This is a genomic window from Flavobacterium sp. AK-345, from assembly GCF_058310175.1.
Genome location: NZ_JBZEER010000013.1, coordinates 61722 through 75835 on the forward strand (window position 1 = coordinate 61722; position 14114 = coordinate 75835).

Consider the following 14114-nt stretch of genomic DNA (forward strand, 5'->3'; position numbering starts at 1 on the left):
AGTCTGCCGTATTTTTAAAGTATTGATTTTTAGTACTTTTACGTGAAGTTAGTTAATTATGTTTATGATATATCGTTATTTGATAGTGTTTTTTTCGATAATTATGAAAAAAACAGATGAATATTTCGATTCAGAAGTTATTCTAAAAGATATAGAAAATAAAAAAGCTGAAAAGTGTTACTTTTCAGCTTTTTTTATGCGGGTCTTAAAAGCGCTATTCAATCGCTTTATTTGTTTTGGTCAGGTCAAAATTTAAATTGGTATTCAATATAAATCCATTATTGTTTTGAAAAACGTTTTGTCCGTTTATTTGTCGGCCCAATTGTACGGTTTGATTAAGATAACCTCCTTCAATTCGTACATTTTTATTAAATCGGTAACCTAATAAAATTCCGATTCTGTTTTGGTCAAACACATTGACATTTACATTTTTTCCAAAACCAATAAAAATTTCATCGTAGAAAGCCAAATAAGGTGTTTTGTCTTTTATTTCATTCCCTTTTAAAGGAACCTGAACCCTTATCATATATCTGATTCTGTTTAATAACGGAAATTCGTCTTCGGTTGTTTCTGCTAATGAACTGTAACGGCCGACGAATCTTTGTTCCAGCATAAATCGATGCGAAAAATCAACGATTCCTTCTTTATGTCCAAGCTGTACCATTTCAAAAATTCGGTGTTCTGTAAAATCCCTGCCCATTCCATTTATCGGGATTTCGCCATACGGATAAGTTTCTATCCAGCCATATCCAACTCGAAATTGTACTCTTGGATTTAGGTTATAATTTATTCCAACGCGCAATAAACTTTGCTGCCATTCGGTAATATATTCATTTCGGCGCCATTGGTATTCGGTATGGATTCCAAATTTTTCCGATATTTTAAATGTTCCAAAAAAGTTATACCATCCAATCTCGTTATTGGTGTGTATGCGATTGTTTTGTCCAACTGCCGATTGCAAACCACCAACTAAAAGGATGGTCCATAAATAATTCTTAATGCTCATTATTTTAAAAATTCAAGTGTTCCGTCTGTTAAGTTATAAAACACGCCTACAATTTTAATTTCACCTTTATCTTCCATTTCTTTAAGAATAGGACTCTTTTTACGAATTTGATCGATAGTATAAATTACATTGTTTTCTGAAACGTATTTTACAAATTTATCATTTTTAGACGTTTTTTCACCATTAAAATTCTGACTTATTGCTACAGCCGGTTTTATTTTTGAAAGCATAGCTGTAATGTTACCCAATTTTACATCATCAATTGCGCCTTTTATGGCTCCACAATGCTGGTGTCCCATTACTAAAACCAATTTTGCACCCGAAACTTTACAGGCAAATTCCATACTTCCCAATAAATCTTCGTTTACGAAATTTCCAGCTACACGTCCAACAAAAATATCTCCTAACCCTTGGTCAAAAACATCTTCAACAGGAACACGACTGTCTACACAACTTAAAATAACTGCTTTTGGGTACTGACCTGGTGCCGATTTTCTTGCTTGTTTACTGTGATCACGCACAGTTGTTGTACCACTTTGAAAACGTTTATTTCCTTCTATAAATTCCTGTAAAATAGCATCAGGCGTAAGTCTGGTTTGCTCTTCTTTGGTCATTACATGAGAAATTACAGGTTTTAAATCTTCTGCCGGATTAGAAATTAAATTTGATTCTTTCGTTTTTGTTGCGTTGTTGCAAGAAACCAAAAGCACAGCTGCGCATAGCATTACTATTGATTTAAGTTGATTCTCCATTTCTTTTTTTAAATTAATCAGCCTACTTTGTAAAACGGTTTTCGGCATTTCCGTTTATTATGTTTTTAATTTTATATAAAACAAGAAAAGAGACTGTTTCCCTACTTTGAAACAGCCTCTTAAATTTAAGTTGTGCTTTTAATTTTATGATTTTTTCCAAAATTTGCCTTCCATAAATCTGATCATCAGAAGGTTGATGCTATTTGAATATGATATTGACTAGAATAAAATACAAATCACATTATTAAATGAGCTGTAACAAATTACTGCTCATTTTTTTATTTAGAATTTCAATAAATGAAATTAACATTCGCAGGAGTTTAAATGACCTAATTGAGTTGTAGATTTGCAGTAATAATTAATAAAATGAAATTTTGCTTTGCCTGGAATAGTGAATTATTATGTTGAAAAAATACAAATCAAATAAAATATATTATCAAAGTACCATTGCGTTGGCTGGACCTGTTGTTATTTCACAATTGGGGCATACTTTGGTACAAACCGTAGATACTATTATTATAGGCCATTATGCAGGAACTATATCACTGGCAGCAGTTTCGTTGGTGCATTCTGTTTTTATGGTGATTCTGGTCATAGGATTGGGAATTGCCTATGGGTTAACGCCTTTAATTGCACAGGAAAACGGGAAATCAAATTTTAAGGAATGTGCTAAACTTCTTTCCAATAGTTTATGGCTTAATATAATTGCCGCAATCTTGCTTTTTATCATAGTCTATTTTGGCTCCATGTTTGCCATGCAGCATGCCAATCAGGATCCTAATGTTGTAGAAACAGCAAAACCTTATTTACTTATTTTAAGTTTATCGATTTTTCCTTTAATGATTTTTCAAACATTCAAGCAATTTGCAGAAGGACTTGGTTTTACAAAACAAGCCATGAACATTACTATTTGGGGAAATTTGATTAACGTAGTTATCGCAGTTATTCTGGTAAAAGGAATGTTCGGTATTGAACCAATGGGAGTTAAAGGAGTAGGAGTTGCAACTTTAGTCGATAGGGTTTTAATGATGGTGGTAATGGCGTGGTACGTATTCAGGTCACATAATTTTAAAGATTATATGCTGCATTTTTCTGCAAAGTATATCAATATTTCCAAAATCCTTGCGGTTGTAAAAATCGGTCTGCCGGTTGCCATGCAATATGTATTTGAAATAGGGGCGTTTGCAGCTGCAGCTTTAATTGCAGGTCAGTTAGGGGCAACAGAGCAGGCTGCTCATCAAACTGCTATAACCCTTGCGGCAATGACTTACATGATGGCGGGAGGAATTGCCTCTGCAGCAACCATTAAAATTGGAAATAGTTTCGGAAATCAGAATTATATGAGGCTTCAGAAATTTGCTCATGCTTCTTATCATTTAGTGATTATATTCATGCTTTTCTTCGCCGTTATTTTTACGCTTTTCAATCAATATTTGCCTTTTTTAATAACAAGTGATGTGAATGTGGTAGCAATAGCTGCACAATTATTGCTAATTGCCGGAATATTTCAGCTGTTTGATGGTACTCAGGTTGTAGGATTAGGAACTTTGAGAGGAATGGGCGATGTCAATATTCCAACTTTTATCACTTTTGTTGCTTATTGGATAATTGGTCTGCCGTCATGCTACATTCTGGGCATTTATTTCAATATTGGGATTCAGGGAATTTGGTACGGTTTATCTTTAGGTTTGTTAACATCCTCTGTTTTGCTTTATTTGAGATTTAAATATGTGATAAATAAAGCCTTGAGGAAATAATCTAATCTAAATGCATTGGAAATATCATAAAGCGCAATGCAATTCTTTTTGTTTGTGTTTTAATGCTACAGAACTTTGATCAAAACTTTCAGTGACCGGGATATAGATATTAAAACTAACTCCTTTATTTAAATTTCCATCAGCAAATATAATCCCATTATGATTCTCTACAATTTTTTTGACGATAGCCAAACCAATTCCTGTTCCTAAATATTCCTCGCTATGATGAAGCCTTTGAAATATAACAAAAATATTTTCGTTGTATTGGGCATCAAAACCAATTCCATTGTCCTGAAAATTAAGGTTCCAGTAATCACATATCTGCGGGCTATGCGGCAGATTAAGAAGCCTGAAATCTTCATTTTTTAGAATACTGGATTGTATAGTAATTTGAGGTGGAATCTCAGGTATTGAGAATTTTAGCGAGTTGCTGATTAAATTATAGATAAGCTGGCGAAATTGGAAAGCTATTATATTTACCGGCATTAATCCGTTTATTTTAAAAACAGCTTTTTTTTGCTGAATTATATCTGTAAGTTCTGATTTTACATCTTCAATAATATCCTCTAAATCGCTCATCTCATAATGATGATCTGTAGTACTGACTCTTGAAAAGTCCATCAAATCTTCAATGAGCTGTCTCATTCTGGTTGCCGCGACATGTATGCGTTTTAAATTATTTTTTCCTTGCTCTGTAATGTTATTCATTTCTTTTTCCATCATTATTGAAATGAAAATCTGAATTTTCCGAAGTGGTTCCTGAAGGTCATGACTTGAAATAAAATTGAAAGCAAGCAGTTCTTTATTTGCATTGAGCAGTTCAATAGCCCTTTTTTCTTTTTCAGCATTTTGAAATTCCAATTCCTGATTGGCCAATAGTAGTGCAGCAGTCTGAATTTTTAGTTTCTGCAGCAAATCTTCTTTTTCAATTAATTCCTCGGCTTCTTTGAGCGCACGGCTTATCTTTTGCAGTAAGGATGAGAAATTATTTTTAGAGACATAATCTGTTACACCTTCTTTTATAAGCATTACAGCATTTTCTTCTCCAATGGTACCTGAAATTATTATAAAAGGAATATTAAGGTTTTTGTCTTTTATAATTTTAAAGGCAGAAACAGCATCAAATGACGGAAGAGAATAGTCTGATAATATAATATCGGGTAAAAAGTTTTCGAGGGAATCTTCAAATGATTTTCTTGATTCAACGATTTTTGAGACAAACGATAATCCTGATTTTGTTAGATGGCGTACGAGTAAATCCGCATCAGCAGTATTGTCTTCTAATATCAATATTTTAATATCTTCTTTTATGTGATATGGAATCATAATTTTAGATTAAATAAATCGTTTGCTTTAAATTTATGTAGCAGGCTGGCTAAGAATCATCCAGTACATTCCCATTTCTTTTATGGCATTAAAAAAATTATTGCTGTCAACAGGTTTTACTATATAACTGTTGGCACCAAGGCTGTAGCATTTTGCTATATCAGGATCTTCCTGTGAAGAGGTCAGTATAACCACCGGAATTGATTTAAGACCAGGATCACTTTTAACTTTTTCCAATACCTGAATCCCTGACATTTTTGGCATTTTTAAATCTAAGAGAAAAAGTTTTGGATATGCTTTTGGATTTCTTTCGGCATAAATTCCCCTGCAGTATATAAAATCGAGCGCTTCAGCTCCATCTTTTACATGCAAGAGTTTGTTTGTAAAACCGCTTTTATTTAATGCGCGTATTGTTAACAAAGCATCTTCCATGCTGTCTTCGGCAAATAAAATTTCAATATCGTCGTAATTCATTTTTATATTTTTTTAATTTTTAATATCAGGCAGGCTAAAGTAAAATTTAGCGCCTGCGTCTAGTTTTGATTCGGCCCATACAGTTCCGTGGTGGCGGTTTACTATTTTTTGCACAATTGCCAGGCCAATGCCCGTTCCGGAAAACTCTTCCTGTGAATGAAGGCGCTGAAAAACACCAAACAATTTATCGTAATATTCCATATCAAAGCCAGCGCCCCAATCCTGTATGCTATAGATAATTTTATTATTTTTTGATGTTGAAGTTATTTTAATACGGGTTTCAGGTTTATGTTTTGAATATTTTATTGCATTTGAAATTAAGTTTACCCATACCTGTTTAATAAGTGAGGGATCACCATTTGAAGGAGCAAGTTCATCAAGTTCAAATATTGGATTGTTTTCGTCTTTTTCTATCGCTATGTCGCTAATGACTCCGTTTACTAATGCTGTCATATTTATATTGGTAGAAGATACCTGTTTACGTCCTAATTTACTAAATGCCAATAAGTCATCTATTAGTACTCCCATTTTATTGGAGTTTTTAATTATGGCATTAAACATGTTTTTCCCATCTTCATCAATTAAATCAATATGGTCTTCTATTAAAATTTGGGTATAACCATTAATAGCACGTATAGGAGCCCGAAGATCATGAGAAACAGAATAAGAGAAGGATTCCAGCTCTTCCTGGGCTTTTTTAAGCTCATCGTATGCAAGGGTTAGTTCTTTGCTTCGTTTTTCCTGATAAGCAAGTTCTCTGTTTTTTACAATCAATTCGGCTGCACGTTGTTGCTTTTCGACCTTTCTTTTTTCCTTCAGAATATTTTCTGCAGCCAGTTTTTTATTTGCAATTATCAATTCAGCGGCACGTTTTTCTTTTTCTTTGCTCTGTATGGCAAGTTCTTTATTGGCTATAATTAATTCCTTTGCTCTTTGTTCTTTTTGTTCGTTTTGAAATTTTAATTCTTTATTTGCAATTACAAGCTCAGCGGCACGTTTTTCTTTTTCTTTGCTTTGTACGGCAAGTTCTTTATTGGCTACAATTAATTCCTTTGCTCTTTGTTCTTTTTGTTCGTTTTGAAATTTTAATTCTTTATTGGCAATTATCAATTCCGCTGCACGTTTTTCTTTTTCCTCATTCTGAAAAGCAAGCTCTTTATTAGCGACGGCCAATTCAGAGGCGCGTTTTTCTTTTTCCTGTGCCTGTACCGCAAGCTGTAAAAATTGGGTTTTCGAAAGAGTAATATCTGTAGCTAATTTTAAGATTTTATAAGGCTTGCCCATAATATCCAGGATGGGATTGTAACTTCCTAAAAGCCATATTAATTTTCCGTTTTTGGCTACCCTGATGAATTCATCTTTTTGATAAATCCCTTTTTTTAGATTGCTCCAAAACAATTGATAGGCATTGGATTGTGAATATGCAGGATCAACTAAAAGACGATGATGTTTTCCTAACAAATCGGCCTCATTGTAATCCATAATTTCCAGAAAATTTTTATTTACACTAAGGATATTTCCATCAAGATCAAACTCTATTGATGCATTTGAAGTATCAATAGCATTAACATGATTGTTTAACTGCTGTTCTTTTGCTTTTAGCAGCTCCTTAAGGTTTTGGTTTTCTACTGTTAGATTTTTGTTATTTTCAAAGGAAGTGTTTTGATCGTTTTCTTTTTCATGAAAAGATATTTGATCTGAGAAAAGGACTGTTTCCTTTTTGTCATTTTTTTCTTGGATATTCATATAATGCGAAGTTATATTTAGAAAAATAATGGCAATAATTTGCTGGAAAAGCACCTATATTTTAGTAATTATTAGAACGGATACCTAAAAATAATTTTAGGATTATAAACGAATATAGCGAAATTAAGTGATTTAACACTTACTTACTTCTATTATTTATAGGATAAAGTAAGTACTGTAAAATAAAATGTAATAAACGATGCACCTTAACGGCTATTTTAATTAAATAGTTATTCTTTTTATTCCAGGATGAATGTATAGTTAAATTAAGTACCTTTCTCACAAATAAATATAAATGAATTTATGAATAAAGGCGGACCAATAATTATTATAGAAGATGACCAGGATGACCAGGAAATTCTGGGGTTGGTATTTAAGGAACTTAATTATAAGAACGAAATCATTTTTTTTGGTGATGGAGAATTGGCACTTGATTATTTAACCGCAACAGCGGTTGAGCCCTTTATTATTTTCTCAGACATTAATATGCCAAAATTAAATGGAATAGAGTTACGTTCAAAAGTTCACGAAAATGAAGATTTGAGAATGAAATCGATTCCATATTTATTTTTTAGTACAGGTGCCGAACAGCAGCATGTTGTTGAAGCTTATTCAAAATCTGTACAGGGATTTTTTATAAAACCTTTCGATTTTACAGAAATGAAGGACCTGATAAAAAGCATTGTAGAATATTGGCAGAAATGTGTTTCGCCAAATTATATAAAATAAAGAATAACGAATATGTTTTTATTAAGGTGTTGCAGAAAAAAAACATTAAAAGAAACTGGATTTTTTTAGATCGGAAGCGTTTGATTTTTAAAATACAATCTTCTTTTTTTGTTTAAAGTTATTTGAAGCAATAAATGCCCCTTCCCAAACACCCAATATACTTAGTTTCTTGGCTAAACAGTAGCCTCATTTATTTATTAGCAGATCAGACGATAATATTTAAGTTTTAAAGAAGAATATACGATTTGAATTTTTTATTTACTGGTTTGCATACACGAAATAAAAGTTTAATTTTACCTTATTATATATTGCCTTCCCGCTTGTCAGCGAAAAATAATCCTTCCTAATTATTTTGACAAGTTGTTGGTCTAAGAAGGCGTTTTTTGAAAACTCATTTTTCATCTGTATAAACTCTTTATTCATGTATTCAATTATAAAATATATTTTGATGCTTTTTTTAGCATCATTAAGTTTAGTTTCCTGTAAGCAAAAACAAGGTGATAAAATCAAGGTTGGATTTTCTCAGGCCATGACTACCGATGATTGGCGCAAGCAAATGAACAGCTCTATCAAAATTGAAGCTTCACTACAACCTGAAGTAGAATTAAAAATTAGCGATGCCAATAATAATATCGAGAAACAAATTGATGATATCGAAAGATTCATCTCTAATAAAGTAGATGTAATCATTGTATCTCCAATTCAATCAAAACCCTTAACTGCCGTAGTCGAAAAATCTATAAAAGCCGGAATCCCGGTTCTTGTTGTAGATAGAAAAATTGATGGCGAAAAATATACGGCTTATCTTGGAGCTGATAATATTGAAATTGGACGAATTGCTGGTCGTTATATAATTTCACACAGTAAAGGTTCAGGCAAAATTATCGAAATTACAGGAGCAATTGGTTCTTCGCCAGCATACGAGCGCAGTTTAGGATTTGGACAAATAATAAAGGAGAACAAGCGCATAAAAATCGAAAATACGATTCATGGTGATTGGGAGGGAGAATCGGTAAAAGAACCTTTAAAAGCAATTCTGTTAAGCAATCCCAATATTGAATACATTTTTTCTCATAACGATCGCATGGCTTTAAGCGCCTGGGAAACGGCTAAAACTGTAGGACTCGAAAAGAAAATTAAATTTATTGGTGTAGATGGATTGAATACCGTTAATGGCGGTATAGAATTGGTGAAAAGCGGCGTTTTAGACGGTACCATTTTATATCCTACAGGAGGAAATGAGGCATTAAAATTGGCGTTAAAAATGTACAATAAAGAACCAATTTCAAAAAACAATATTCTCAATACTATTGTAATAGACAAAAACAATGCTGAAATTATCGAAAATCAAATGGATAAAGTCGATCAGCAGCAAGCCGTTATTGATTCGCAGCAAGGAGCAATAAAAGTTCAGGAAAGAGAATATGCATCGCAGAACAATCTGGTTCGATTGCTCAGTTTCTTTCTGGTGATTATTTTGAGTTTGACGATTTACAGTATTTATTCGACTATTTCTATTTCAAGAAAGAAAAAACAGCTCGAGAGAATTAATCAAACGGTAATTGATCAGAATAATGAAATTCAGGAAATGGCTCAAATAGCCCAAAAAAGCAATGAGGCAAAATTGAATTTCTTTACCGGACTTTCGCATGAATTTAAAACACCCATAACTTTGATTATGAGTTATGTAGAATCGTTAATCGAAAATGAAAAAATTAAGGGAACTACACTTGTCGATGAAGTAAAACTGATTCATAAAAACTCAAACAGATTACTTCGATTAATAAATCAATTGCTGGATTTTAGAAAAATTGAAGAACAAAAATTTACGTTAAGAGCTTCAAACACTAAAATTTATGATTTTACAAATGAAGTAATGACCAACTTTAAAGGCGAAGCTGCCCGCAGAAATATTGATTTTCAGCTTACCTGCAAAAATAAAAACCTTGAATTGTTTATCGATAGAGGATTGATGGATAAAGTGTATTTTAATTTGCTTTCTAATGCCTTTAAATTTACACCTGATAACGGAAAAATCATTATTTCTATTGTAGAAAATCAGGACAATACCGTTAAAATTAGTTTTAAGGATTCCGGAATTGGAATCCCTGAAAATGAATTATCAAATGTTTTTAATCCGTTTTTCAGGGCTTCAAATAATAATAAAAACAGTTCAGGAATTGGACTTCATCTTTCAAAAGAATTTGTGCTTTTGCATCACGGAACAATCGAATTAAAATCAAAACAAGGAAGCGAATTTGTAATTACTTTATTAAAAGGAATTAGTCATTTACAGCCTTCTGAAATGATTAATAAAGGGGAAAATCTGGATGTAACGCCAAATTTAATATCAGATAATTTAGATATCGAGACTGAATTAAACGTTGTAAATGTAGTTTCTGAATCAGAAAAACATACGCTTTTGGTTATAGAAGACAATATCGATTTGGTCACATTTTTAAAAGCTAAATTATCGAATGAATATGTAGTTCATACTTCTGACGGAAGCGACGCTATAGAAAAAGCAATGGAAATTGTTCCGGACATTATCATTTGCGACATTAATCTCGTAGACAAAGACGGTTATGAAATTAGTAAAGAGTTGAAAAAGGATTTGCGTTCGTCTCATATTCCAATTATAATTTTAACCGCGCAAAGTGATAAGGAATCTACATTGAAAGGCTTGCAAAGCGGAGTAGATCAATATCTTACAAAACCGTTTAGTCTTTCTATCCTAAAACAATCCATTTCGGGTTTGCTTTTCAACAGAGAAAAACTTCGTTATTATTACACTAATAATATCTATCGCATTGAGCCTGAGTCTAAATTTGGCAATCAGGAACAGTCATTTATTACTAAAATGAATGATATTATTAAAAGAAATGTTGAAAATCCCAAATTCTCGGTTGAAGATTTAGCCGATAAACTTGGTGTGTCACGCGTTCAGCTGTATCGAAAGGTAAAAGCGATTATCGGAATTAATATCAGCGATCATATCAATAATGTAAAATTGGAGAAAGCGGCAGAGCTTTTAAAGTCCAATAACATGAATATTTCTGAAATTGCATACTCACTTGGGTTCTCTTCTCCAAACTATTTTTCTACAGCTTTTAAGAATAAATTTGGAATTTCACCAAAGGAATACAAATCTTCCAATTAATATAAGTTCAAAATTGATACAAATCAGGTATCAATTTTGAACTTAATGTAACAAAATCGAAACTACATGGTTTTCGTAAATAAATTTTAAATAGTGTAAAGCCTTGTAAATAAGGCTTTTTCTGTTTAAATATCAATCTGTCAGTATTTATAGAATTAAATTGTAACATCATTAAAAATAAGTTGTTTTTTTTGCGGATATCTTAGCGATAAGTTTTTAATACATCTACAATGAACAAGATATTAATTTGGTCTGTTACTGCTGCACTGGCAGGTTTTCTATTCGGTTTTGATACCGTAGTTATTTCTGGAGCTGATAAACAATTACAGCTTCTATGGCATTCTTCTGATGCTTTTCATGGATCTGTTGTTATGGCAATGGCACTTTGGGGAACTGTTGTAGGTGCTATTTTTGGAGGAATCCCAACTAATAAAATAGGTCGTAAAAAAACACTATTCTGGATCGGGATTTTATATTTCATTTCGGCTGTAGGTGCTGCTTTTGCAAATGATCCATTTGTATTTGCCGCCTTCAGATTTATAGGAGGTCTGGGAGTTGGTGCTTCTACTATTGCTGCTCCGGCGTATGTTTCTGAAATTGCCCCGGCTGACAAACGCGGACGATTGGTTGCTTTGTATCAGTTTAATATTGTACTGGGAATTTTAATTGCCTTTATCTCAAACTACTTTTTAAAAGATATTGGAGAAAATGCCTGGCGTTGGATGGTTGGAGTTCAGGCTATTCCATCTTTTATTTATATTCTTTTTATACTTACAATTCCGGAAAGCCCAAGATGGTTATTGTCTAAAAACCGTGATGAAGAAGCACGTAAAGTACTTTTTAAAATTGATCCAACTGCGAATCTTTCAGATATTATGGACGATTCCAGAGAAAATGGTGTTACCAAACATGAAAACATCTTCATGAAGAAATACCGTTTTCCATTGATATTGGCTTTTTTAATTGCATTTTTCAATCAGTTCTCGGGAATCAATGCCTTTTTATATTATGCGCCAAGAATTTTTGAAGAAGCAGGTTTAGGACAAAACACCGCTTTATTAAGCAGTATCGGAATCGGGATTACCAATCTTATCTTTACTTTAATTGGTGTAGCATTAATTGACAAATTAGGAAGAAAGTTGTTAATGTACATTGGTTCAATCGGATATATTATTTCTTTAGGATTGGTATCTGCTGCATTTTATTTCAATTGGGGAGGATTATCTGTACCTATTTTCCTTTTCTTATTTATTGCTTCTCACGCCATTGGTCAGGGAGCTGTAATCTGGGTTTTTATTTCAGAAATTTTTCCAAATCATATTCGTGCGTCGGGTCAGGCATTTGGAAGTTCAGTACATTGGGTTTTGGCAGCGATTATTCCATCTTTAATCCCAATGTTATTTTCAGAAATAGGCCCTGAAGTCGTATTCCTAATTTTTACGCTTATGATGGTCCTGCAATTACTGTTTGTAATTTTTCTAATGCCCGAAACCAAAGGAATATCATTAGAAGTTTTAAGTGAAAATCTAACTAAAAAAAATATCAAAAACCATGAAATCAAAGAAACATCTACCGCTGGCACTTTATAGTGCAGCTGTACTTTTAATAGGAGCTAGCAAACCGACTTCGGCGACAGCCCAAACAACAGCAGTAACTACAGTTTCAACTTCTGTTGAAGAAAAAATGTACCGTCCTAATTTTCACTTTACGCCAAAAAAAGGCTGGATGAACGATCCTAACGGAATGTTCTATGCAAATGGTTATTATCATTTATTCTATCAACATTATCCTGACGGAAATAAATGGGGACCAATGCATTGGGGACACGCTATTAGTAAAGATTTAATTAAATGGGAAGAACAGCCAATTGCTATTTATCCGAATAAAGACAAATTTATTTTTTCTGGAAGCGCGGTTGTAGATACAAACAATAGTTCAGGTTTAGGTACTGGAAAAACAGCTCCAATTGTGGCGATTTATACGCTGCATGATATGACAAAAGAAAAAGAAAATAAAATTGATGTCGAGCAACAGGATATTGCGTATTCGAACGACAATGGTTTTACATGGCAGAAATTTGAGGAAGGAAATCCTGTCGTGAAAAACCCTGGAATTCGTGATTTCCGCGATCCAAAAGCGACCTGGGATGAAACGCACAAACAATGGATAATGGTTTTGGCAGCTCAGGATCGATCGCAGTTTTATAAATCAAAAGATCTTAAAAACTGGGAATATCTATCTGATTTCGGAAAAAATATTGGTGCCCACGGAGGTGTTTGGGAATGTCCGGATTTCTTCGAAATTAAAGTGCAGGGAACCAACGAAACCAAATGGGTTTTAATTCAGAGTTTAAATCCGGGCGGCGCAAACGGAGGTTCAGGAACACAATATTTTATTGGAGATTTTGACGGTAAAACGTTTACGCTGGATGCTAATTTTGCAAAAAGAGTAGAACAGGAAAAAGCCATTTGGATCGATTATGGAAAAGATAATTATGCCGGTGTAACCTGGAATAATGTTCCAAGTGCTGATGGGCGACGATTATTTATTGGATGGATGTCTAATTGGGATTATGCGCAAGATGTGCCTACGACTGTGTGGAGAAGTGCTACTACAATTGCACGTGAAATTCAGTTAGTAAAAAAAGGAAATGATTATAGCTTAGTTAGCAATCCGGTAAAAGAAATCAACAAATATGTTTCTAAAACCATCAAAGGGAAAAACTTTAAAGGAAAAGGAAAACTTTCAATTTCGGAAGCTGGAAAAATTGATTTAACTCAGGCGATTGTCAATTTTGATTTAAAAAATTTAAAACAGGATACCTACACTTTTACACTTTCAAACGCAGCCGGAGAATCTTTAGTGTTCGGATTAAATAATTCAGATCATTATTTATTTCTGGATCGTTCGAAAGCAGGAAAAAATGATTTCTCAGAGAAATTTGCTTCAACAATTACCAAAGCGCTTGTAGACGGAAATCAGAAAGATGGCGCTTTTAAAATCATTTTGGACAAAACATCTATTGAAATATTTTACAACAATGGCGAGAAAGTAATCACCGAAATCTTTTTCACAAACCAGCCATTTACTTCTCTGTCGGTTTCTTCAAACGAAGGAATTGAATTAAGCAACATCGTAATTAACCAATTAAATATAAACTAACT

Annotated in this window: 10 protein-coding genes; 5 read left to right on the top strand and 5 right to left on the bottom strand. The window is 33.1% G+C overall.

What is annotated here, in order from left to right:
• Window positions 1-214: 214 nt before the first annotated feature.
• Both AC4FQ3_RS19470 and AC4FQ3_RS19475 read right to left on the bottom strand, forming a co-directional pair.
• Entirely contained in the window at window positions 215-1006 is a 792-nt protein-coding gene (locus AC4FQ3_RS19470; RefSeq protein WP_491182958.1) for a DUF2490 domain-containing protein, read from the bottom strand.
• A complete protein-coding gene (locus AC4FQ3_RS19475; RefSeq protein WP_491182959.1) occupies window positions 1006-1758 on the bottom strand; it encodes a carbonic anhydrase family protein in 753 nt (250 codons plus the stop codon). The genes AC4FQ3_RS19470 and AC4FQ3_RS19475 overlap by 1 nt, the downstream gene beginning before the upstream one ends.
• Window positions 1759-2159: 401 nt before the next feature.
• Between AC4FQ3_RS19475 and AC4FQ3_RS19480 the strand changes: the two genes are divergently transcribed.
• Window positions 2160-3515, top strand: coding sequence for an MATE family efflux transporter (locus tag AC4FQ3_RS19480; RefSeq protein WP_491182960.1), 1356 nt, complete (start codon window positions 2160-2162; stop codon window positions 3513-3515).
• A gap of 24 nt (window positions 3516-3539) precedes the next feature.
• Here the strand turns inward: AC4FQ3_RS19480 and AC4FQ3_RS19485 are convergent, their stop codons facing one another.
• The 3 genes from AC4FQ3_RS19485 to AC4FQ3_RS19495 are packed head-to-tail and all read right to left on the bottom strand — an operon-like array spanning window position 3540 to window position 7061.
• Window positions 3540-4841 carry a sensor histidine kinase gene (locus tag AC4FQ3_RS19485; RefSeq protein WP_491182961.1) on the bottom strand — a complete coding sequence of 434 codons (1302 nt, stop codon included), beginning with the start codon at window positions 4839-4841 and terminating at the stop codon, window positions 3540-3542.
• A gap of 33 nt (window positions 4842-4874) precedes the next feature.
• A complete protein-coding gene (locus tag AC4FQ3_RS19490) occupies window positions 4875-5315 on the bottom strand; it encodes a response regulator (RefSeq protein ID WP_073397923.1) in 441 nt (146 codons plus the stop codon).
• Window positions 5316-5327: 12 nt separating this feature from the next.
• Window positions 5328-7061 carry a PAS domain-containing sensor histidine kinase gene (locus tag AC4FQ3_RS19495; RefSeq protein ID WP_491182962.1) on the bottom strand — a complete coding sequence of 578 codons (1734 nt, stop codon included), beginning with the start codon at window positions 7059-7061 and terminating at the stop codon, window positions 5328-5330.
• A gap of 303 nt (window positions 7062-7364) precedes the next feature.
• Between AC4FQ3_RS19495 and AC4FQ3_RS19500 the strand changes: the two genes are divergently transcribed.
• From AC4FQ3_RS19500 to AC4FQ3_RS19515, 4 genes are all read left to right on the top strand, one after another.
• Window positions 7365-7790, top strand: a complete 426-nt coding sequence (locus AC4FQ3_RS19500) for a response regulator (protein ID WP_073397924.1) — start codon at window positions 7365-7367, stop codon at window positions 7788-7790.
• Window positions 7791-8211: 421 nt separating this feature from the next.
• On the top strand, window positions 8212-10950 hold the full coding sequence (locus AC4FQ3_RS19505) for a substrate-binding domain-containing protein (RefSeq protein WP_491182963.1): 2739 nt from the start codon (window positions 8212-8214) through the stop codon (window positions 10948-10950).
• 230 nt (window positions 10951-11180) lie between these two features.
• Complete coding sequence (locus AC4FQ3_RS19510; protein ID WP_491182964.1) at window positions 11181-12539, top strand: sugar porter family MFS transporter; 1359 nt, start codon at window positions 11181-11183, stop codon at window positions 12537-12539.
• On the top strand, window positions 12502-14112 hold the full coding sequence (locus AC4FQ3_RS19515) for a glycoside hydrolase family 32 protein (RefSeq protein WP_491182965.1): 1611 nt from the start codon (window positions 12502-12504) through the stop codon (window positions 14110-14112). The genes AC4FQ3_RS19510 and AC4FQ3_RS19515 overlap by 38 nt, the downstream gene beginning before the upstream one ends.
• Window positions 14113-14114 lie beyond the last annotated feature (2 nt).